This is a genomic window from Paenibacillus catalpae, assembly GCF_900112695.1.
Lineage (GTDB): Bacteria > Bacillota > Bacilli > Paenibacillales > Paenibacillaceae > Pristimantibacillus > Pristimantibacillus catalpae.
In genome coordinates this window covers 487,197-509,602 of sequence record NZ_FOMT01000001.1, presented here as the reverse complement: position 1 = coordinate 509,602, position 22,406 = coordinate 487,197, and the positions used below count along the sequence as shown (strand labels likewise).

The window sequence follows — 22,406 nt, the reverse complement described above, 5'->3', positions numbered from 1 at the left end:
CTCCGAGGAGCTGCACCTTTTTTAATGTATTTGCTTATTCATCGCTTATCCAGGATCAGAACCTTAAAGGTTTCGCTCATGCTGTCGCTCAGCAGAAGCTGGCGGACTGCACGGTTCATTCTTGCCTTTGGCCCAAACGGGTCTGCCTCCGTATGATTCTGAAGGAGCTCAAAGGCACCGTAGTCGACGAGAAATTGCTTTTGGGTCCCGTAGTAAACGATCTCCCAGCCTGCAGCCTGCGCCGCGTGCCGTATTGAGGTAAACGGCACATGAGCGGTCATATCCTGCTCTCCGATCCGAAGGTATGGCTCATCGGACGCGGAATGATCCGAATAACAAAGCAATGTCCCCTTCATCCGGTGCTCTGCTGTATACTCCTCGGCTTCATGTCCGTAATCGATGATAATGACACGACCTGAACCCATCACCTCACGAAGACTTCCCAGCCATTCTTCCGCTTCGATATTAATCTCCGTTTGCTGCCCTTCCGTCAGCCGGATGCCGTCCCTTTGCAGGGCCGCAGCAATACGTTCATCGGATAGCGGCATATGCACTTCAAAAAAGCCTTCTTCTGCATTACCCGCAACGCCAAGCTCAACGAGTTCCCCCCTCTCTGCCGTTATGCGATGTACGGGGAATGCATCCAGCAGTTCATTCGCAAGCACAACCGTGGGCAGCTCCCGCCAAAACCCGCCTGTTTGCATGGCCTCATCGGAAGAAAGGAACAACGGTGATAAGAAACGGTATGGAGACAAAGCCAGCTTGGCCTCATCCAAATGGCCGGGATGATCATCGATTAAAACGGGCCTGAATGAAGAATCAGAAGAATGGTCCAATTTTGCTTTCACGGCTTCCTGAATTTGCATTGTCAGTCGCCCTGTGCCCGCTCCCCATTCCACCAGCTGCATCTCCCTGCCTGCCGCATATGTAAGCAAATAATTCGCCAAACAATAGGCGAGCACCGTGCCTACGGCGGAGCTTGTATAGAAATCTCCCTTCCTGCCTATCCGAACCGGACCAGACCGGTAGTAACCGTCTTGCCTGTCATATAAGCACAAGCTCATATATTGTTTAAACGTCATGCATCGGACACGCTCCGTTGAGCGTGCTGCACCGGGATGCCAGCCCTCGGCAGGCATCCCGGCAATCTCATCCGAAATACGGTCAATTAACGTTTTTTTGCCTATTTTCACCTGTTCAACTCCCGGCGATAAGATATAATAAATGGAACCGTCGCATACACATACAATGATTGCTGTACAGGCCTGGCAACGTGAGAAAGGAGGCGGCTGGTGGCATTCCATCGCGTTTATGTTCGAGGCAGATTGCTCTTTATCCTTCTTATCATTTTAATGCTTGCCGTATGCAAACTTCCCGTTCTGGCCGAGCCTCAGTTGACGGAGGACGAGCAGGTCAATCAGATTCTGGAGAAAAGCTTATCCATCGTTGAGATCGATAAAGAAATTGCCCGTATACAGACTGAAAAACAAAAAGTTATGGATGAGATGTCGGTCACCGACAAAAATATTGTGCAGCGTGAACAGGACATTAAAGAAAAGCGCGAAGAAGCCGGCAAGGTGCTGCGCGCTTATTATATGGGGGAACGGGAAATATTGCTGCGTGCCATTCTTTCCTTTAACTCCTTGCACGAGCTGTTCGCCATGCTGGACTACGTCGATATCATTTTCACAAAGGACCGGAACACACTTGATTCCTACACGAACGAATATATGAGTTTGAAAGAAGAATACACCAAGCTCGGCAGCAGAAAAACAGAGCTCGAAGAAATTGAAAACCGGCTTCAAACGCAGCGTAACCGTGTCGCTCAGCTGGAACAGCAGATCGACGGTGAGCTCGCCGGACGTTCCGATGCGGATCGGCTTCGCTTGCTTATGGAAGAGCTGACGAATTATTGGGAATCAGCGGGCCTACAGGAAGTGGAATTGTATTTCGGCGCTATATCCAAGGCGATGAATAAGCTACCGAATTGGCTCGAGGATAACAAGCAATATCTTGAAATTAATGGATTTAACTACACGATTCGCATTCCTGAAGATGCACTTAACACTTTCCTTAGAGAACAGGATAAACGATTTAACGACTTCTCCTTCCGGTTTGAAGACGGCAAAGTAACCGCCTCCGGCAAGCATGACAACATTGATATTGCTGTAACCGGCCATTATACCGTAGAAGAGGAGCCTAAGAACGGCATCGTATTCCATGTCGATGAGCTGTTGTTTAACGGTTTTGCACTGCCGGATACGACACGAAAAACACTTGAAGAGAAATTTGATCTCGGTTTTTATCCGGGTGATTTGATTACTTTCATACAAGCCAAATCAGTTGAGATGAAAGACAAAGAACTTATTGTTAATTTGAAGATGAAGCTGTGACGGAACCGATAAAGGAAGTAATGTCAGTAGCTCCGGTCACATAGAGCTTCCATAAAGCTTGCCAGCGAGCCCACTCTTTATGCCAGCTGGGAGCAGGAGGCTCGCTGATTGGTTCTTCATTAAGCAAAGGCAACCACCACGAAGGCGGATATTGGGACGTTGTGCCCGAATATCCGCTTATTTCGTATACAGAATTTTTGGCAGGCAATTTGCCGAAGCGTACGTAATTACGTTCCTGCTCGGTGACACTTGTCATCTCCTTGATCCAGGTGAATGCAGCCTCTATTTTGTCTGAATTAGCAGAGACTACAAAACTCCGGCTTCCAAGCCACAGGTTACGGATCTTGCTCTTATCAATTTCCAGCTTGTCCTGCTCAGTTCTCGACAGTCCTTTATACAGTGACCATGGAATAACCGATGCAAGCAGCCGCTGATTATCCATTTCCGTCCCGAGTAAAAGGGTATTAAGCGATGCTGAGGGAATCGTCAAAGAAGCCGTCTCTTTCAGACGGTTAGCCGACTCTTCGTTTAATAACAAGTACCCGGCCCCGCGCTTCTCCGCACTGCTCCATGCATCCAGCCAAGCGGCAGTCCCGCTGAAATCGGCAGGCAAATAAAGCAATGACTCCGATGCTTTGCCGGAAGCCGTTAAATGGCTGGCCAATTCGCTAAAGCTTGCCCAGTCTTTTGGCGGCTCGTTCAAATTCTGATCAGCTAACATCGCTTTATTCCATACAAGAACAGAGGGATCTGCATCATAGGGAATCCCCCACAGATAACTGTTCCACTTTAGCGGCGCCAGAAGCTTCGCCGGCTGATCGGAAACGGTATTTGCCGTATTGACGCTGTCAACAGGCTCAAGCAGGCCCATCACCGCAAATTCCGTTACCCAGCCGCTGTCCATCAGCATAATATCAGAGGAAGAGCCCAACATGAGGTCTTGTTTCCATGCCGTATAAGCTTCTTCCTTAGATTCAACATTTTGCAGCTGAACATGGATATTCGGATACCTCATGCGAAAGCGTTCGCTCGCTTCTTCTAAATAAGCAAATTCCTCAGGTGCCATGGAAACGGTTACAACAATTGATTCCGCCGGCTCTTCATCGAGATCGCCCACCACAGGTCCTGCATTCGCATCATGGGAGCTGCTGCCGGTTGAAGCCGGTTTATGTGGATCCAGATTCGGAATAAGCAAAATAACGGACAACAGCACCGCTCCTGCAAAGATCATAACAGATCTCCTCGTAGCCACACACTTCTCCCTTTCCGGTGTAACATTATGCCCCCGATGTCTACTCTATTAAACCTATCATAGCAATAAAATGTAGAGTTGTCCAAACATGTCTGTTCTTTTTGAACTAGGACGTTGTACCCCACCATACCATTAGGTTAATTCGCAAACTTCGTAATTCAAATGTTCTTCCGATCGCCATTGCTCATGGATTCCTTCGATTATAGTTCAAACAGTGCAGGAATCCATTCACGTCCATTAACCTTTGCCTATAAACCGAAAGCAGCGGTGCTGGGATTTCCCCGCACCGCTGCTTTGATTAAAGACTATAACAAATCGGCTGCCAGCTGGGCGAGCTTGGAGCGTTCGCCTTTTTCGAGAGTAATATGTCCGCTGATTCCTTCGCTTTTGAAATGTTCTACGATATGCGTGAGCCCGTTGCTGACGGCATCGAGATAAGGATGGTCAATTTGCTCCGGGTCGCCCATAAGAACGATTTTACTGCCCTCACCGACACGGGAGACAATCGTTTTGACTTCATGCTTCGTTAAGTTTTGCGCTTCATCAATAATGATGAACTGCCCCGGAATCGAGCGGCCGCGGATATAGGTAAGTGCCTCCACCTGAATGCTGCCCAGGCCCATCAATATTTTATCAATGTCACCGGATTTCTTCGTATCGAACAAATACTCCAGGTTATCATAGATCGGCTGCATCCAAGGGCGCAGCTTCTCTTCCTTCTCGCCCGGCAGGTAACCGATATCCTTGCCCATCGGGACAACCGGGCGGGCAATGAGGAGCTTTTTGTATTTATGCTCATCCTCTACCTTCAAGAGGCCTGCAGCAAGCGCGAGCAGCGTCTTGCCTGTACCTGCTTTGCCGGTTAGCGTGACAAGCGGGATTTCGTCGTTGAGCAGCAGCTCAAGAGCCATGCGCTGCTGGGCATTCCGGGCTGTTATTCCCCATATCGGGTCGTTGCTTAAGAACAACGGCTCTAGGCGTATGCCATCCTGACTGACTTTCAGCAGGGCTGATTTGGAGGTCCCCATCTCATCCCGCAAGATGACAAATTCATTTGGCTTCAGCCTGGCTATATTCTGTAAGCTTTTGACCGTCAGGAACCGGTACGAATAAAATTCATCGATCACAGACGGATGGACAAACAACGTTTCATAGCCGGCATAGAAATCAGTCGTGGACACGGTCTGGTCGGACAAATAGTCCTGGGCTTTGAGGCCCAGCACATCCGCTTTAATCCGGACAAGCACGTCTTTGCTTACAAGAACAACAGTGCTTGCCTGTTCTTTCTCCAGCTGTTCCAAATGATAGTTGAGCGCGACAGCAAGAATCCGGTTATCATTGGACATTTCTCCGAACATCTCTTGTACGCGCATAAAGCTCCGATGATTAAGCTCCACTTTTAACAGTCCACCGTTAGGAAGGATAATGCCCTCGTGAAGATGCCCATCCACCCGCATACCATCGAGCAACCGGGATATGGAACGCGCATTACGCCCTAGTTCGTCTGCCAGCCTCTTCTTGGAGTCGATTTCTTCCAACACCACCGCGGGAATGATGACTTCGTTATCCTCGAAGGCAAAGAGTGATTGCGGATCATGAAGCAGCACATTAGTGTCGAGCACGAATATTTTTTTCATGAAAACCCTCCCGGCGTCGGTCATTCAATAGATAGGCATACATAGCCATACTTGGCTGCGGGTACACTAAAGTTGATTAGACGATGTGCAACAAGATAAAAGAGGTGGAACCAACATGTACCGGAAACTTATTGCGGCGATTGCTATTGCGGCAATTACGGCTGGCTGCGGCACCGTCGCTCGAAACGAAACATCACCCTCTCCTCAAAATAATGGCTCTGTTCGCGCACAGCAGACAAGTCCTCAGAAGAAACAAATTGCAAATCCTGAGCAGGTGTCCAAGCATCTCGAACAGTTGGCCATGGGCATCAAAGGTGTTACGAATGCGCACTGTGTAGTGCTCGGCAACACCGCCGTCGTTGGGATCGATGTCGACAGCAAGCTTGATCGCTCCAGAGTAGGCACTATCAAATATTCCGTCGCCGAAGCTTTTCATAAAGACCCCTACGGTATTGATGCTATCGTAACAGCCGATATGGATTTATCACAGAGGCTGAACGAAATTGGAGCAGATATCCGCCGCGGCAGGCCCGTCACCGGCTTTGCGGAAGAGATGGCCGACATCATCGGCCGCATCGTTCCTCAGATCCCCCGTGAAGTTATGCCGCAGGATCCGGAAGTACAACAGCGCGCCAACAATTTACACAAACTTCACTAGCTTGTATACCGCGGCAAAAGACACAAAAAGCCTAGTGATTAACTCACTAGGCTTTCCTTACGACAGTCTGTCCTTGTAGACAAGCCTGTCATCAGTTTATTTAGTTCTGTCCGGATACATGCCGAGATTGGCACACAGGTGCAGTCGTCAGCCGCCAAGCTCAAGAAACTTCTTAAGCTCGCATCACCGCTTCTTCTTATAAGTGTGAATGTCGCGGTTACGGCTTTGGGCATCCGCATGACCTCCTTCGGAAGGTATCATATCCGTACACCTATTATAGCGGTAAACGATTCGTCAGTCTATGGTTATTCAGCCATTTTCGCTTGCAATGCTGCCCGAGCTTCACTCAGCTTGGCCTCATCGAGGTAAACATATGGACTTTTCCATACGCCTTCAAGCGGAATGAACTGAACATCCGTACTGCTGATGCCGAAATACGTCTTCATCAGGTTCTGGATTTCCTTCGGCGGCATATCGATTTCCATATTGTCGCCAACAGCGTCAATAACTTCGCCCATCTTTGCAATTCCGTTCAGCGACTTCATCTTGTCAACAATTTTGGCCACAACTTCGCTTTCACGCTTGTTGCGGTCAAAGTCACTGGACATGTTCCTGCCGTCATTTGATTTCCGGTAACGGACAAAGTCCAGCGCTTGGTCACCATTAAGCTTCTGGAAACCTTTTTTCAGATCGATATTGGTGCCGTCATAACTATCGACATATTTCATGTCCATATCGACATCAACCTCAATACCGCCCAGCGCGTCTACGACGTCCTCGAAGCCTTTGAAGTTAACCACTGCCGTATATTTCAGATCAACGCCAAAGTATTTGCCGAGCATATCTCTAATTGCCCGTTTCGCATCTTCCTCGGCAGCTTCCTTATCCATCCCTTTATCCGAACGGGCTTGACTGAAGAAAGTTGCGTAATTGGCATTGGCTTTCCGCTCGCCATAACCTTCCAGCTGCAGCAAGGTGTCACGGGGGATCGAAATAACGGTCGCCGACTTGCTGTTTGGATTAAACACCGCAACCATCATGACGTCGGTATTCATACCGCCGCCTTTTGCCCTCGTATCAAGACCAAGCAACACCATGCCAACCGCTTTCTTCTTCACTGACTCTGCCGTTGGAATTTTGACGTCATTATTCGATACGGTACTACTCTCGTTAATCGCTTTGTTCGCCTTGGTAGCCAAAAAACCGACGTATGCTGCGATTAACAATGTAACAGCTAATAATAGCAGCAAAACGACTTTCAACAACACGCGTCTCTTCTTTGGTGGCTTTGGTGGCTTAGGCGATCTTGGAGCGGTCTTGGCGTTGGCTCCCCGAGGTGGCAGTGCAGCCGAGCCTTGCGTCATAAGATCATCACCTTCATGTCAGTTATATTTCGGATTTGATCGTATATCAACGAGAAGCTGCTCGGCAGCTTCCCGCGGATACATTTGCAGCTTCATGCTTCCGTTACGTTCATACTTGACATGAACCATCGTCGCATCGGTTGCCGAAATATGCGGACTGGCAACCCCGTGATCTTCCGACAAAATCTGCAAAAAGAAGTCACGGGTATCCAATGCCGCCCGATCATTCGGCCGGTCTTCGGCTACGATATGAATCTGCAGCCAGTTGAACAAGGCGTCATCAAACGTCATTTGCCCGAATCAGCTTCCTTTACGGCGCCGCTCTCGGCCCGGTTAGTTTTCCATTTGTCATAGAGCTGCCGGCCGCGAAGCATAAGCATCATCAGCACGGCGATTCCCATACATTGTACGATGGGAAGCTTGTCGACCTGCAGAATCATCAGCACAAAAGAGCCAAAGGCCATCAGGATGTAGACAAGCACTTCTTTCAAAATCGGAAGCTTCTGATTGTTCGCCCTGAACACTTTGTTGAAGATATAAATCGTAAATCCAAGAATAAGCAAATACGAAACGGCGTGATGGTCGCTCAACCATTGCTGCATGCCGTGACCCCCTTATGCCTGCCAGGTGTTTATACGCCTGCTTGCGCAGTTTTGCGATGCTTCTCAGCACGCTCGCGCTCGCTCTTGTTCAAGATTTTTTTACGAAGACGAATCGACTTCGGTGTAATTTCACAATACTCATCATCATTCAAATACTCAAGCGCTTGTTCAAGGGAGAACAGACGTGGAGTTTTGAGTTTAACCGTATCGTCTTTACCAGCAGAACGAACGTTAGTCAGCGCCTTCTCTTTACAGATGTTGACGATGATATCGTTATCGCGCGTATGCTCGCCAACGATCATGCCTTCATAGATTTCAGTACCCGGCTCAACGAATTGAATACCGCGGTCCTCTACGCCCAGCATGCCGTAGAATGTGGAGGTTCCTGTTTCGCTCGATACGAGTACACCTTGGTGACGTCCGCCAACACCGGCTGCAAGTGGACCATAGCTGTCGAAAGCATGGTTCATAATGCCATAGCCGCGTGTCAAAGTCAGGAACGAAGTACGGTAGCCGATCAAACCGCGTGCAGGGATAATGAACTCCAGACGAACTTGGCCGTTGCCGTTGTTGATCATGTTGACCATTTCCGCTTTGCGTGTTCCAAGACTTTCCATAACAGCGCCCATGCTGTCTTCTGGAACGTCAATCAGAAGGCGTTCGTACGGCTCGGATTTCACGCCGTCAACTTCTTTGATGATAACTTCCGGTTTGGAAACCTGAATTTCGAATCCTTCGCGACGCATGTTCTCGATCAGAATGCCAAGGTGAAGCTCACCGCGTCCGGATACGATAAAAGCGTCAGGGCTGTCTGTTTCATCAACGCGAAGCGCTACGTCCGTTTCAAGCTCTTTGAACAAACGCTCACGAATTTTACGGGATGTTACCCATTTGCCTTCACGGCCCGCAAACGGGCTGTTGTTGACGAGGAACGTCATTTGCAAAGTTGGCTCGTCGATCTTCAGAACTGGCAATGCTTCTGGTCTCGCCGGATCAGCAATTGTCTCACCGATGTTAATGTCTTTAATACCTGCGATAGCAACGATGTCACCAGCGCCTGCTTCTTCGATCTCAATACGCTTCAGACCTTGGAAACCAAACAATTTCTCGATGCGGGCTTGCTTCACAGCGCCCTCGCGATTAATGACAGCTACCGTTTGACCTTGGCGTACGATACCACGGTTAACGCGGCCTACCGCGATACGGCCAAGGTATTCATTGTAATCAAGCAAAGTAACCAGGAATTGCAGCGGCTCATCAACCGTTTCCGTAGGATGCGGGATATGGCTTACAATTGTTTCGTACAAAGCTTGCATGTTGTCTTCTTGTTTCTCAGGCTCGGACTCAAGGCTCGATGTTCCCATCAAAGCGGAAGCATAAACAACCGGGAACTCCAGTTGGTCATCATTTGCGCCAAGCTCGATGAACAGGTCAAGCACTTCATCAATAACTTCTGTTGGGCGGGCATTCGGACGGTCAATTTTATTAACGACAACAATTGGAGTAAGGTTGCTTTCCAATGCTTTCCGAAGTACGAATTTTGTTTGCGGCATGCAGCCTTCGAACGCGTCAACAACGAGCAGTACGCCGTCAACCATTTTCATAATCCGTTCTACTTCACCGCCAAAGTCCGCGTGTCCAGGTGTATCGACGATATTAATAAGGTAGTCTTTATACGTAATCGCCGTATTTTTCGCCAGGATGGTAATACCGCGTTCGCGTTCCAGGTCATTAGAATCCATTGCGCGCTCCTGTACAGCTTCGTGCTCTCTGAATGTGCCTGATTGCTGCAGCAGCTTATCAACCAAAGTTGTTTTGCCGTGGTCAACGTGGGCGATAATCGCAATATTCCGGATGTTTTCTCTTGCTTGCATAACTAATAATCCACTCCATTTTCTCTAATTTACTTTCTTCACAACACTTACCAACGACGCGATCGGTTCGTGATTACCATCCAGCCGCCGGCAACCATCAACACGAGCGCAACAATATAGATCCCCCAGCTCCATAACAAGACGAGCAGCAGAAAAACAGCCGATGCTATAGCCAGTGCTATAGACGCTGTAAGCGCAACACGCGGGCGGGACGTGCCAAACAAATAATATTCGTAAAAGCCGACAGCTGCGCCAAGCAGAAACAGCGGCCACAAATATTTCAGTGCATCCCATCCAAAAATGTTACAAACCATAAACAGCAGTGCAGACACGGTTAGTATTCCACCGGGAACAAGAACTGCCGCGGGAAGAAGCCTGCCGAAATAAAACACATGCAGCAAAATTCCCGGAATGAGGACGAGCAGCGGCCAGAAAATAGCCCCCAAAAAGCTGAATACACCAAGTTTGCCCAGTAAAATAACGACCCCGACTAGTAACACAATAATTCCAGCGGAATATTTGTTATTAGGCATTTGCGTTCCGCTCCTTACAACGTCTACCCCCATACAGACGTACGACGCCAGTTTTTATCTATCATAGTTTAAAGGAACTGCGATGAAAATACCAGCGGGAACAGAAGGAACATTGCAAAAAAATACCGTTCACCTGTGAACGGCTTGTGAAAATAGATTAAGTTCTTCGTTTTAATAAGCCTAAAATGACGACAAACGGTATACATAAAAGCGGAATCGCCTCCGCAGCTGTCCTTGATCCGTTGAACAATACAGCATCCATTCCGGGATCGTGAACAAGCATGCCGCCCGCTGCATAACCAAGCAAACCGGCCCCGATATAAACAAGCGGAGGAAATTTATGCAATAATTTGCCAAGAATCTGGCTCCCCCAAATGATCATTGGAATGCTTAAAGCGATCCCGAGCAAAATAAGCACCGTATCCCCGTCAGCTACCGCAGCAATTGCCAATACATTATCCAGGCTCATGATGAAATCCGCTGCAACAATCGTACGAATCGCCTGGGACAAGGATTTGGATTTCTTGCCGGGCATTTGCAAATCCCCTTCGCCTTCCTGTCCGGCATCCGCAAGGAGCTTCACTGCAATATACAGCAGTAATATTGAACCTATGGCTTGCAGATAAGGAATCTGAAGCAGGGAAATAGCGGCGAGCGTGAGCAGGCACCGCAGCCCGACTGCAGCAAGAGCCCCCCACCAGACCGCCCGCTTGCGCTCCTTGGGCGGAAGCTGCTGGCTGGCCATAGCAATCACAACGGCATTATCACCGCTTAACAACACGTTAATCAGTACAATCTGAAGAAAAGTTAGCATACTATCCAATTCGCGTTCGCCTCCTCTCTTACCAGCTGTATGAGAGAAGGACAAGTAATATGTAAGGATGTCCTAAAAAAAAATGAATCCATCCCCGTCCTTCTTACGTAGATAAATGAATGCTTCTAGACTAAAGTGGAATTGTAAGAAGGGAGGGTCATGATTAGTGGATTTATTTACAGCAGATTTTTGGCTTGCATTGCTCAATATTGTTTTTATCGATCTCATACTGGCAGGTGACAACGCAATTGTCATTGGCATGGCCGCTCGTAATTTACCGTTACATCAGCAGAAGAAAGCCGTTCTCTGGGGTACGGCCGGCGCGATTGGCATCCGGATCATTGCTACCGTCGTAGTGGTGAAGCTGCTCGATTTGCCTTGGCTTCATCTGGCTGGCGGTATCCTGCTTCTGTGGATTGCATATAAACTGCTTGTCCAGGAAGATGATAAGCATGACGTTAAAGCGGGCAACACGCTCTGGCAGTCGATTCAAACGATCATTATCGCCGATGCGGCAATGGGGATCGACAACGTTATCGCCGTAGCAGGTGCCTCGCACGGAAACACGCTGCTTGTTATCCTGGGGCTTCTGATCAGTGTTCCGGTTATCGTTTGGGGCTCGACGCTCTTCATTAAGCTGATCAACAAATTTACATGGATCGTTTATATTGGTTCCGGTGTTCTTGGTTACACAGCCGCCAAGATGATCACCCATGAAAAAGCGTTCAAGGAGTTTTTCGAGGAAAGTCCCGTCATTTATTGGTCGTTCGTGGTTCTCATCATTGTACTTATTATCGCAGCGGGTCTTTATACAAATAAACGCAGGAATCAAGCCGTACAAGAAAAAAGCAGAGAAGCCCATTAAGGGTTCTCTGCTTTTATTATGTTTAGAACCAACGGTCTTCCCCTGCTGTCTCCTCCGAAGCTTGTACATCCGGTGTAAGCTCCATTACCTCTGTTCGTTCTACAGCCTCACGCAAAAGCTGCTCAAGTTCCGAAATATAAGATTCCGCACGCTCCACGACGTTCAGGTTCGGATTCGTGCTTGGCGATTTCGGCAGGAACAGCGTACAGCAATCCTCATAGGGGAGAATGGATGTCGCAAACGTCCCGATCCGCTCCGCTTCGTCAATAATTTCCTGTTTGTCCATCATTAGCAAAGGCTTTAGCATCGGCAGTACTGTCGCTCTGCCGATTACGTTCATGCTAGACAACGTCTGGCTGGCAACCTGCCCAAGGCTTTCACCCGTTACGATACCGCCTGCCCCATTCCTATTTGCAAGCTCTTCGGTGATCCGGAGCATGGCACGGCGCATCAGCGTTATCATCAGATTGTCCTGCTTTGCCTGTACGAGTCTTGTCTGAATCTCGGTAAAAGGCACCAGATGTAGCTTCAGCGGCGCTCCTGCATAATAAGACAGCCTTCTGGCGAGATCAATGACTTTTTCCTTCGCCTTGTCACTGGTGAACGGATAGCTGTGGAAATGGACAGCCTCGAGCTCCAGCCCTTTCCGCATCGCCATCCACCCTGCTACCGGGCTGTCGATTCCGCCTGACAGGAGAAGCATGGCTTTGCCGTTAGAGCCAAACGGGAACCCCCCAGCCCCCTTGATCACCGTGTTATAAATATAGGTCGCCTCTTCCTGGATATCGACACGCAAATCCACGACCGGATTCCGTACGTCCACTTTCAATTCCGCTATGGCGCGCAGCACATGCGAACCAACCAGGTGATTCATTTCCTGAGAAGTATGCGGGAACGGCTTCCAGGCGCGTTTGGCACTGACCTTAAAGGTCGCCGGTGTCTGCTCCAGTCCTTGCATCAATTGCAGGGCCGCTGCTTGAATGTCCTCCAGCTTGTTCTCCACCCCGATAACCGGACTGAAGGAAATAATGCCAAAAACATCTTTCAGGCGCTCTGCAATCGGTTCAAAGGACTCTCCGTTTAAGCTAATGGTCATCCGGCCAAATGTCTTGACATAGGTCAGAGTAGGAAAGCTTTGCAATGCCAGCTTAATTTGCTGCAGCATGCGCTTCTCGAATTGATTGCGGTTGCGTCCCTTCATGACAAGATCGCCATACCGGACAATAATTTTATCGTAAATCACGTTAAGATTTGCTCCTTTCAAGCGGCTTAAGCTGTGCAACCGTGCGGCTCAGCATGTCGACGAGCGTGTCAATATCCTGCTCGTCATGCTCATCCCCAAAGCTGATGCGGATGCCTCCGGCAGCATGCTCCGAAGACGCTCCCATTGCCATCAGTATCCGGCTTGGTTTATTATCCTTCGACGAGCAAGCCGATTTGGTCGACACGATGGCGCCATGCTGTTCCAGCATATGGACAATGACTTCGGGCTTCATGCCCGGATAGGAAAAATGCACAATATGCGGCGCCATCAGGGCAGCATCCGCGCATCCGTTCAATTTCAGCTCCGGAATCCCGGCTGCCTGCCGGATCAGCCGGTCCCGAAGGGCATACATGCGTTCGCGGTTCCGCTCTTCTGCCTGCATGCTCATGCGCAGCGCCTTAGCGGAGGCCACGATCCCCGGCACGTTCTGCGTGCCTGCCCGCATGCCACGTTCCTGCGAACCTCCGGTTTGGAGCGGCTGCAGCTGCAGCGTTTCGCGGATATAGAGGAATCCGACACCTTTTGGCCCGCGAAGCTTATGGGCAGAGCCGCTGAGCAGATCTATGCCCCACTCCTTCAGCCTGACCGGAAGCTTGCTTATACTTTGCACCGCATCGACATGGAACAAGATGCGCGGGTAAACAGACAGCAGCTTGCCAATCCGTTCAATCGGCTGAATCGAGCCTACTTCATTATTCACATGCATGATGCTGACTAATATCGTCTCGTCCGTTATGGCCGCCAGCAGCTGCTCAGGATCCACATGGCCAGTCTTGCTGACAGGCAAATAGGTCACGCGGAAGCCTTCTTGTTCAAGCTGTCGGAATGCATCGTTAACCGATGCATGCTCGATTTGGGAGGTAATCAGATGATTGCCGCGACTGCGGAATTGTCTGGCGGCCCCTTTAATGGCGAGATTGTTACTCTCTGTTCCGCCTGACGTGAACAGCCACTCCTCCGCCTTCACCCCGAACTGCTCGGCAAGCAGCGACCGGGAACGGGCAATTAGCTTGTCGGCTTCAGCTCCCAAGCGATGGATTGAGGAAGGATTGGCATAATGGGCTTTCATAACTTCCGCGAAAGTATCCACGACTTCTTCATAAGGCGGGGTAGAAGCGCAATGATCGAAATACAGCATTTTTTTCAACACCTTCCTAAAAATGAGAAAACCTCTATCGAGGCCTCTCAAGGATGAGCGACCGCGTTTAGAGGTAGGTTTTTATCTCCAAACTGGTAAAAAGATCACCAATGGTACCGCATAATGCGGCACTTGCATTGTGATCTAATCAATTGCGGACTAGTTGCGGGCTCCAAGCACCTTGCCTATGTACCGCTGTGTTTCAACCGGAAGCTTGTCCAGGTTAGCCTGAAGCTCACTGTCCGTTGCAATGCCAAGCCTGTCAATACGTCCCGGCCCTGCATTATAAGCGGCAAGCGCAACTTGTTCATTACCGTTATATTTGCTGAGAAGATACGACAAATATTTCGACCCGCCGTCAATGTTCTGCAGCGGATCCAGGGAATTCGTAACGCCAAGGCTTCGCGCAGTCGCATCCATCAGCTGCATAAGCCCTTTGGCTCCAGCGGAGGATACCGCATCGGATCGGAAGCCGGACTCCGTTTGGATAACGCCTCTGATCAGCCCAGGATCTATGCCGTATTTGGCGGCGGCGTTTGTAATTAATGCGTCATAATCGGTCGGTGAGCTGCTTGCCAGATCACCCTCTTCGTTTAAGACGGTGCTATACAGATTAGGAAGGCTCGAGAGCTTGGCCAGCGAATCCGAGGCAAGCACGGACTGCTCCATATTCTCCACGTTTGCGAAATCACCGTTCATGTATTGGGAGAGCAAGATATCGAACATGGAAGAATGGCTGTCGCCGTTATTCAGATCAAGCGGATTAACCGCTGTTTGGAAATCCAGGGTTGGTGACAGCTGCAGCTGAAGCAGCTGTTTCAACGTGCGGGAATCGATACTCATGTGGTCCTCCTGTCGCATAAAAAAGGGTATAAATGATGTATCGGTTTTATTGTACATGTTTTTAACTATGACGGCTAGTACTGCTCCATGAATACAACGAAAAGCAGCTCCTTCGCTTGAAGGGAGCTGCTCGATAGATCAAATCTTATTTGAAAATTTTCACACGCTCATCAATTGGCTGGAATTCTTTCTCGCCCGGCTGAGCAGTTGGAGTACCAAACGGCATTTGAGCAATCAGCTGCCAGCTTGCCGGGATATCCCAGGCTTGCTTCACTTCTTCATCAATCAGCGGATTGTAATGCTGCAAGGAAGCGCCAAGGCCTTGTTCCTCAAGCAAAGTCCAAGCTACATATTGAACGATAGCCGAGGATTGCTGCGACCATTTCGGGAAGTTATCCGCATAGCTTGCGAACTGCTTCTGCAAACCTTCAATGACCGTTGTGTCTTCGAAGAACAGAACCGAACCGTAGCCTGCTTTGAAGCTGTCTACGCGCTGCTCGGTTGAAGCAAATTGATCAGCGGGTACGATTTTGCGAAGGGTTTCCTTCACGATATTCCAAAGCTTATCATGATTCTCGCCAAGCAATACGACTGCACGCGCGCTTTGGGAGTTAAAAGCCGACGGCGAGTATTTCACAGCTTCCTGTACAAGGCTGATGATTTGATCATCCGAGATGGGAGATTGTTTGCTGATCGCATAATAAGTGCGTCTTGCTTTGATCGCTTCAATCAGGGATTTCGAAATAGTTGAAGTATTTGACATTTTTGTCCGCCTCCTGGGATATTTATTAGTAACTTTCTTTATGTTAGTAACATTACAATACACTGAAGGCTATGTCAAGCACTTCGCCTTTTATCTTGTCTAATCCGCTGCTTAATATAAGTGTTAATGATTGGCCGGACCCGGTTCAGCAGAAGGACAAACCAACAAAAAAAGCCGCTCCATCGAGAACGGCTTCACCTTCTTATTATTCTGTTACGGTGATGGTAATTGGCGTATACTCGCCGATCACCGTCTGGCCATGAACGGATACGCTGCCCTCAGGCGTCAAGTCCTTCTCCGTCATAATACCAAGCGCCACCGTGAACTGATTGAATTTCACCGGGACGTTATGCTCTCTGCGCACTTCCGCACCATTCACATAAAAGACAATCTCGTCTTTCTCGCGGTTGTACGTGATTTTGTAAGTGTTAAATTCTCGAGCCTGAAATTCCGTTGATTCCTTGAATACGCAGAAAAATCTTGTCTTATCGGATTCAGGCACAGATACTCCGGGGAATGGCAGAACCGCGTACACACTCGCATATTTGTCATTGCCCGCAAAGAAATCAAGAGCCCCGCCGGTAGTAAAATCAAGAAGATTTAACGAAGCATACCCGTCGTACAAGTCGCCAGGCGCCGTATTTTGCGAACGGGCACGGATCTGAAGCTCGAAGCTGATCTCGCCCTTCTCCGGCGCTTCAACCGGCTTCGCCGAATAATACATATGCTTGGCATTGTCCAGAATTTGAATCTTGTCATGCTTACGGCTAAGCGGCGCACGGACATACAGAATGCCGTTGCGTACAATAACTACCGCGTCAGGCTCACGGTATTGCCAGAACGTTCCGTCCGGCAGCGGAAAACCGCCGATTGTCCATACTTTGCCTTCATCAAGAATCGTATCAAAGTCTCCAAGTATCCATTCTTTGCCCATCTTTTATTCCCTCGGCTTTCCTATATGGTATATATACCTTCTATTCTACAGAAGGCCTTGAATGAGAAGCGCGATGATTAGAATTACACCGCAGCGGTTTGTAGCTTTTACGGAGCCGCCCATCAGCGGCAAATACGCATGGGAGGGATTATGCTCCTTCAGCTTGCCATACACCGCATACAGCGGGATAACCGTCAGCAGTCCAATAAGCGCATACCAAGGCAGAGCCCTCGTAATTACGCATACAATTATTGATGCATAAGCCAGAACCAGCAGCCATCTGGAGAAGACGAGCGCACGCTGCTCCCCCCATACGACAACCAGCGTTTTTTTGCCAGCTTGCTTGTCTGCCTGCCAATGCAGGAAGTGATGGTTAAATAAAATAAGCGTCGTAAGCAGTCCAATTGGCAGAGACAATAATAATGCCCGGTAATCGAGCTGCGAAGATTGCACATAGTAAGCGCCGGCCACGGGCAAAATACCAAACGACAACAAAATCGCGACTTCACTGTACCCTTTGCCGCGGTAACCAAAGCGAATAGGCGGCGCAACGTAGAAATAAGCGATCAGCCCGCCAAGTCCGCCAAATACGATGACCGGCCAGCCGCTAATCACGGACAGAATGATGCCGCTCACCGCTGCAATGCCAAACAAGGACCACGTGACCGCAGCAAATGCACGAATGCTCCACGTGCCGTTCGTTAAATAGCCGGAATTCGTCGAGATAACCCCTTCTGCCTGTTTGGCAGCCTCATCCGTTCCGTTGTAGTAGTCCCACAAATCATTAATCATATTCGAGAACAAATGAGCCGCCCCCGAGCCAACTAACGTAAGTAAAAACAGCCAAAAATCAAAATTCTCATCCCACACGAAAGCGCCCAGCGCGCCAAGCGCGACGGGAATAAGCATGACTGGAAGGACGCGAATACGCGATGCCTTCATAAATTGTTTCATGATGTTACTCAAGCTGCTTGTCTCTCCCTTCACCTTCATCCGTCCAACTCTGATCAAACTTAATTGAAACACTTTCAGCAAGCGACCGTCAACTGAAAGAATAGGGCGAAAGCATCAATTTCTGACAAAAAAAGAGCTTCTTTAGGCGCTTGGCACCTTCAGAAGCTCTCTTAACCAACTCTCTATCCTCCGGTTTGAATTCTCCGGTTGATCAAGTAATTCATGATGCAAATCATTGCGACAATTGCGGCGGTTTCAAAGATAATAGGTCCCCAGAAATTCGTGACCGTTGCCTGCACGTGAATCGTTGCATTCGCGGAATCGCTGACTCGAACGCTAACCGATTCGAAGAACTGATCGGTAGAAACGGCCATATTCGGGAACAGCAGATTCTCCAGCCAATCAAACACCAGCTGCACGACAAAAAACAGGGCGATGCCAATCCAGACTCCCTTTTTCCCTATAAATAATTTCGCAACCGTTATGCTTAGAAATATAACGACAATAAACATCGTACAGGATACCAGCATCGACCAGAAGCCTCTCTCCCCCAGTACATCCGAAATCATCAATATGCCATTATCCCAGACCATGCCCATAGCAAGGAGATGAAGCACGCCGATAACTCCAATAACAGCAAGGCCTCCAAACCCTAATACTAAAGGCGACAGGATCGTATACAGTCCCGGCAGCGGAAGCAATCGGCGGTTAAAGAATCGGAGATTGTGCTCGTAGGTTCTGCAGGTCGTCACGCAAACCATGATCGTTACCGCAAGATAAAAAACAAAGGAAAGCACATAAACGAACTCATTATCCAATTTTTTAATTCCGCCGTACACCGTTAATCCCGCTTCGACCAGCACGAACAAAGCGCCCAGGACAAGCATGAAACCAGCGTTTCGTTTCCAGTCATATTTGACCAGCTTAAGCAGATTCATCATTCGGCGAACACCTCTTTAAACAGCTCATCCACGCTCTTGCCCTGTGAGAAACGGATCGTCTCTACTTCCTCCTGAAGGACAATATTCCCGTTCTTAATAAGGACAACCTCATCAAAGATCCGTTCAATGTCCCGCACCAAATGGGTGGATATAATCAGACAGCTGTCTTCGTTGTAATATTTCACGATGGCATCCAGTATCTTCTCGCGGGCTACCGGATCTACGCCGCCAATCGGCTCATCCAGCAGGTACAGCTTCGCATTGCGGGACAGAGCCAGCGTCAGCTGCATCCGGTCGTTCATCCCCTTGGACAGCGTGCTGATTTTATCGGATGGCTTCAGATTCATAAACTGCAGCATTTCATCGGCTTTCGCCGCATCGAAATCCGCGTAGAAGTCCTGGTAAAAGCCGATCGCGTCTTTGACACGCATCCATGATTCCGTCAGCGGCTTATCCGGCATAAAAGATGTCAAAGCCTTCGTCCGATATCCGCTTGGCTCCCCGCAAATGAGCAATTGGCCCGACGAGGGCTGCATGAGACCAGCGGCTATCTTCATTAAAGTACTCTTTCCGCTGCCGTTGCTGCCTAGCAAGCCTATTATTTTGCCGGGCTGAACTTTAAAAGAAACATGATCAAGTGCCCGCTTGGCGCCATAAGATTTCGTTACGCCCGATAGTTCCAAAATCGATTCCACGTCTCTTATTCACTCCTGTCAGGATGATTGGCTTCTTTGCCGTCCTTCACGGCATCCTTTACGATGGCGATGATATCGTCCTTGCCAAAGCCAAGCTCCTTCATTCCTTGCACAAATCGTTCGAGCAGCTCGCCTGCCATTTCTTTCTTTATCTGCATAATCGTCGACTCCTTACTTGTCACAAATCGGCCAAGTCCTCGTCTCGTTTCTACAATGCCTTCCCGTTCCAGCTCCTGGAACGTACGCTGTATCGTATTCGGATTGATTTGCAGCTCAAGAGCAAGGTCCCGCACCGATTCGATTTTGTCGCCGGGGCTTAATTTGCCGGTAATAATCTGCTTCTTCACATAATTCATAATTTGAATATAAATCGGCATATTGTTGTCAAATACAATTGTCACGGGTGTTGTGTCTCCTTTCCTTCTGTCGGCCAGAAACGGATCACCTACGCGATGTCTCGTTTCTTAAATACGGCAAAGCTGACGGATAGGAACAGCGCCATATATACAAGCAGTATAACAATGGAAAATACCAGCGTCATCCCCTCGATCGGCACTGCGTCGCTGCGATAGACCGACAAGTCTGTATTAGCGAACAATAAATATTTCGTAATCGTATAGCGGGAAAGCAGCATAACAAGAAGGCTTCCTGCCATCATGGAGAAAATGCCGATGCCAATCGATGCGCCGTTAGACTTCGTCAGAATGCCGATCATGAACGTCATCGTAACGAACACAATCGAGTAGACCGCCAAACTTGCGATATTGCCGAGAAAATCCGTCCATGTAGATTCCCCGCTTCCGCCGCCGTAGACGATATAGCCGGCCGCAACAGCAAGCGCAGCGGTGGTGAGGACCAAAGTAAGCGTATAAACAACCATGACAATGTATTTGGATGCCAATATCTTATGGCGGCTTTGTGCCCGGATCAGAAGAAATTTAATGGTGCCGTAGCGGTACTCCTGCGTAACGCTGCCTGCTGCTGCAAGGACGGCAAGAACCGGTACTAACTGCCCCGCTGCCTGCAGCATAATGGTACCTGTAGCAAAATCTACTGTCGATGTGAGTCCGTCAGGCTGTATTTCATAGAAGGCATAGCCCATTATGCCAAATACGACAGCCAGTATCGCATAAGCGACGAAGAACGATTTTTTCTTGCTGAGCTTAAGCCATTCGTTTATTAATAATCCCGTAAAATTACGCAATTCGGTTACCTCCCGTTAATTTCATAAACTCTTCTTCCAGCGTCGCTCGCACTTCCTCAATTCGGTAAATAGCTACGCCTTCCGCCGCAAGACTTGCCACCAGGCCAGGAATCTGGTCTTGCTGAAGCTCAAACGTGATTTTGTTCGTGAAAGAATCGGACTGCGCTGCCATAATCCCTTCCATCCGGTTGATCACCTCTAGAGCCTGCCCCGCATTTCCTACTTGCATAGAGATGGACAGAACCTTTTGCTTCGTCGACTCCGCTTCTCCAAGCGAACGGACGGTAACAAGCTTACCTTCCTGGATCACAATAACCCGGCTGCACATGAGCTCAATCTCGCTCAGCAGATGGCTGGAGACCAGAATCGCGATTCCTTCAGCCTCTGCAATCTGCTTCAAATATTCGCGCATCTCTTTAATTCCCGCCGGATCCAGTCCGTTCGTCGGCTCATCCAGAATGAGAAGCTTTGGCTCATGCAGAAGCGCTTGAGCGATACCAAGACGCTGTCGCATGCCAAGCGAATAAGCCTTCACTTTTTTGCCAAGCGCATCCTGCATGCCGACAAGCTTTGTAACCTCCGCGATCCGCGCATCGGTTACCCCTGCCGTCATCCGTTGATATTGCTTCAAGTTATCGTAGCCTGACATATACGGGTAGAACTCCGGATTCTCGATAATCCCGCCGACATGCCGGATGGCCTGCTCGAAGCTGGTACGGATGCTTTGCCCGCAAATCCGCACATCCCCTTCTGTCATACCAATCAATCCTACAATCATTCGCATCGTAGTCGTTTTACCTGCACCGTTAGGTCCAAGAAGGCCAACCACTTCGCCTTTTGCAATATCGAAGGACAAGCCATCTACAATTGCCTTGCCGCCGATCTTTTTGGTCAATCCGTCCAATTGAAGCACGATAGACGGGTTTGTAATTTTAGCCGTTGTCATAGCGCCTCTCCTTTTGTATTAGTGTTATAGTTGAATAGTACACTAGATCATTAGTGCTGTAAAGGGTCCATTATTAAAATATCCCGTTTCTTACGGAAAATAGTTGTTCGCCTAGAAGGACTGCTCTAGAATAGATAAGCACTCCTAAGGAATCCGATCGGAGGTTATGAAGGTGAAGCTGTTTCATTTTAGCGAGGAAAGCTCGATTGACGTATTTGTCCCGAGGGTGAAAGCAAACCGTACCGATATGCCGCCTGTTGTATGGGCAATTGATGAGGAGCATCAATTTACGTTTTTCTTCCCAAGGGATTGTCCCCGAATTGTATTTACGCGGTCTGCTCGAATTACGGCGGAGGATGAACAGAAGTTTTTTGGTACAACTTCTTCTGACATTGTGATTACGGTAGAGACAGGCTGGTATGAACGGATGAAGCAAACGACATTGTACCGGTACGAGCTGCGGCCTGAATCTTTTGTATTATTTGATGAATGCGCCGGCTACTACACCTCCACGGAAACCCAGACCCCTATAACGGTACAGCCGCTTCCTCATCTGCTCGATCTTCTCATGAAGCATGGCATCGAGGTTCGCTTTACTCCGGATCTGCACCCGCTTAGAGAGGCTATCTTAAGCTCATCCCTCACTGATTTCGGGATACACCGGTTCCAGAATGCGAAAGCTCACAAAACTCCTTAAACGTTCCATAAACAAAAGAAAAGGCTGTTCTCCTC

The 22,406-nt window shown here is 49.0% G+C and carries 24 protein-coding genes; 4 read left to right on the top strand and 20 right to left on the bottom strand.

Features of this window, described 5'->3' with window-relative positions; genetic code table 11:
- Positions 1–38: 38 nt before the first annotated feature.
- Positions 39–1,193 (bottom strand): class I SAM-dependent methyltransferase, encoded by a 1,155-nt coding sequence (locus BM200_RS01905; RefSeq protein WP_175532704.1) that lies wholly within the window; start codon positions 1,191–1,193, stop codon positions 39–41.
- Positions 1,194–1,292: 99 nt separating this feature from the next.
- Between BM200_RS01905 and BM200_RS01900 the strand changes: the two genes are divergently transcribed.
- Positions 1,293–2,393, top strand: coding sequence for a hypothetical protein (locus BM200_RS01900; RefSeq protein WP_091180702.1), 1,101 nt, complete (start codon positions 1,293–1,295; stop codon positions 2,391–2,393).
- Here the strand turns inward: BM200_RS01900 and BM200_RS01895 are convergent.
- Together BM200_RS01895 and BM200_RS01890 are read right to left on the bottom strand one after the other, a co-directional pair.
- A complete protein-coding gene (locus BM200_RS01895; RefSeq protein ID WP_091180698.1) occupies positions 2,371–3,624 on the bottom strand; it encodes an extracellular solute-binding protein in 1,254 nt (417 codons plus the stop codon). The two genes, BM200_RS01900 and BM200_RS01895, sit on opposite strands and share 23 nt — an antisense overlap.
- Positions 3,625–3,950: 326 nt before the next feature.
- The gene (locus BM200_RS01890) at positions 3,951–5,282 is read right to left on the bottom strand and encodes a PhoH family protein (protein ID WP_091180695.1); all 1,332 of its coding nucleotides are present in this window, start codon (positions 5,280–5,282) and stop codon (positions 3,951–3,953) included.
- Between the two features lie 115 nt (positions 5,283–5,397).
- Between BM200_RS01890 and BM200_RS01885 the strand changes: the two genes are divergently transcribed.
- On the top strand, positions 5,398–5,940 hold the full coding sequence (locus BM200_RS01885; RefSeq protein WP_091180693.1) for a YhcN/YlaJ family sporulation lipoprotein: 543 nt from the start codon (positions 5,398–5,400) through the stop codon (positions 5,938–5,940).
- A 305-nt stretch (positions 5,941–6,245) separates the two neighbouring features.
- On the opposite strand, the gene BM200_RS01880 is transcribed toward BM200_RS01885, so the two are convergent.
- The 6 genes from BM200_RS01880 to BM200_RS01855 all read right to left on the bottom strand — a co-directional run bounded on the left by BM200_RS01880 (position 6,246) and on the right by BM200_RS01855 (position 11,136).
- Positions 6,246–7,208 (bottom strand): LCP family protein, encoded by a 963-nt coding sequence (locus tag BM200_RS01880; protein WP_245772926.1) that lies wholly within the window; start codon positions 7,206–7,208, stop codon positions 6,246–6,248.
- A gap of 114 nt (positions 7,209–7,322) precedes the next feature.
- Positions 7,323–7,595, bottom strand: coding sequence for a hypothetical protein (locus tag BM200_RS01875; RefSeq protein ID WP_091180687.1), 273 nt, complete (start codon positions 7,593–7,595; stop codon positions 7,323–7,325).
- Positions 7,592–7,906, bottom strand: coding sequence for a YlaH-like family protein (locus BM200_RS01870; RefSeq protein WP_091180686.1), 315 nt, complete (start codon positions 7,904–7,906; stop codon positions 7,592–7,594). Before BM200_RS01870 ends, BM200_RS01875 begins: the two co-directional genes overlap by 4 nt.
- Before the next feature lie 29 nt (positions 7,907–7,935).
- Positions 7,936–9,780: a translational GTPase TypA gene (typA, locus tag BM200_RS01865; RefSeq protein WP_091180683.1), complete on the bottom strand. Its 1,845-nt coding sequence runs from the start codon at positions 9,778–9,780 to the stop codon at positions 7,936–7,938.
- A gap of 47 nt (positions 9,781–9,827) precedes the next feature.
- Positions 9,828–10,313, bottom strand: coding sequence for a hypothetical protein (locus tag BM200_RS01860; protein WP_091180682.1), 486 nt, complete (start codon positions 10,311–10,313; stop codon positions 9,828–9,830).
- Positions 10,314–10,470: 157 nt separating this feature from the next.
- Positions 10,471–11,136, bottom strand: a complete 666-nt coding sequence (locus BM200_RS01855; protein ID WP_091180679.1) for a TerC family protein — start codon at positions 11,134–11,136, stop codon at positions 10,471–10,473.
- Positions 11,137–11,293: 157 nt separating this feature from the next.
- On the opposite strand from BM200_RS01855, the gene BM200_RS01850 reads away from it, so the two are divergent.
- On the top strand, positions 11,294–11,992 hold the full coding sequence (locus tag BM200_RS01850) for a TerC family protein (RefSeq protein ID WP_091180676.1): 699 nt from the start codon (positions 11,294–11,296) through the stop codon (positions 11,990–11,992).
- Positions 11,993–12,014: 22 nt separating this feature from the next.
- On the opposite strand, the gene thiI is transcribed toward BM200_RS01850, so the two are convergent.
- The 11 genes from thiI to BM200_RS01795 form a co-directional block, all read right to left on the bottom strand.
- The gene (gene thiI, locus BM200_RS01845) at positions 12,015–13,235 is read right to left on the bottom strand and encodes a tRNA uracil 4-sulfurtransferase ThiI (RefSeq protein WP_091180674.1); all 1,221 of its coding nucleotides are present in this window, start codon (positions 13,233–13,235) and stop codon (positions 12,015–12,017) included.
- Between the two features lies 1 nt (position 13,236).
- Positions 13,237–14,394 carry a cysteine desulfurase family protein gene (locus BM200_RS01840; RefSeq protein ID WP_091180671.1) on the bottom strand — a complete coding sequence of 386 codons (1,158 nt, stop codon included), beginning with the start codon at positions 14,392–14,394 and terminating at the stop codon, positions 13,237–13,239.
- Positions 14,395–14,553: 159 nt separating this feature from the next.
- On the bottom strand, positions 14,554–15,237 hold the full coding sequence (locus tag BM200_RS01835; protein WP_091180669.1) for a lytic transglycosylase domain-containing protein: 684 nt from the start codon (positions 15,235–15,237) through the stop codon (positions 14,554–14,556).
- Between the two features lie 145 nt (positions 15,238–15,382).
- Positions 15,383–16,000 carry a nitroreductase family protein gene (locus tag BM200_RS01830; protein ID WP_091180666.1) on the bottom strand — a complete coding sequence of 206 codons (618 nt, stop codon included), beginning with the start codon at positions 15,998–16,000 and terminating at the stop codon, positions 15,383–15,385.
- Positions 16,001–16,205: 205 nt separating this feature from the next.
- Entirely contained in the window at positions 16,206–16,934 is a 729-nt protein-coding gene (locus tag BM200_RS01825; protein ID WP_091180665.1) for a DUF6081 family protein, read from the bottom strand.
- A 45-nt stretch (positions 16,935–16,979) separates the two neighbouring features.
- On the bottom strand, positions 16,980–17,888 hold the full coding sequence (locus BM200_RS01820) for a prenyltransferase (protein ID WP_425434533.1): 909 nt from the start codon (positions 17,886–17,888) through the stop codon (positions 16,980–16,982).
- 182 nt (positions 17,889–18,070) lie between these two features.
- Positions 18,071–18,829, bottom strand: coding sequence for a hypothetical protein (locus BM200_RS01815; protein WP_091180660.1), 759 nt, complete (start codon positions 18,827–18,829; stop codon positions 18,071–18,073).
- Positions 18,826–19,524 carry an ABC transporter ATP-binding protein gene (locus BM200_RS01810; protein ID WP_091180658.1) on the bottom strand — a complete coding sequence of 233 codons (699 nt, stop codon included), beginning with the start codon at positions 19,522–19,524 and terminating at the stop codon, positions 18,826–18,828. Before BM200_RS01810 ends, BM200_RS01815 begins: the two co-directional genes overlap by 4 nt.
- A gap of 5 nt (positions 19,525–19,529) precedes the next feature.
- Positions 19,530–19,925, bottom strand: a complete 396-nt coding sequence (locus BM200_RS01805) for a GntR family transcriptional regulator (RefSeq protein ID WP_091180655.1) — start codon at positions 19,923–19,925, stop codon at positions 19,530–19,532.
- Between the two features lie 44 nt (positions 19,926–19,969).
- Positions 19,970–20,728: a DUF2705 family protein gene (locus BM200_RS01800; protein ID WP_091180652.1), complete on the bottom strand. Its 759-nt coding sequence runs from the start codon at positions 20,726–20,728 to the stop codon at positions 19,970–19,972.
- On the bottom strand, positions 20,721–21,674 hold the full coding sequence (locus tag BM200_RS01795; protein WP_091180650.1) for an ABC transporter ATP-binding protein: 954 nt from the start codon (positions 21,672–21,674) through the stop codon (positions 20,721–20,723). The genes BM200_RS01800 and BM200_RS01795 overlap by 8 nt, the downstream gene beginning before the upstream one ends.
- A 172-nt stretch (positions 21,675–21,846) precedes the next feature.
- On the opposite strand from BM200_RS01795, the gene BM200_RS01790 reads away from it, so the two are divergent.
- The gene (locus tag BM200_RS01790) at positions 21,847–22,371 is read left to right on the top strand and encodes a DUF6886 family protein (protein WP_091180647.1); all 525 of its coding nucleotides are present in this window, start codon (positions 21,847–21,849) and stop codon (positions 22,369–22,371) included.
- Positions 22,372–22,406 lie beyond the last annotated feature (35 nt).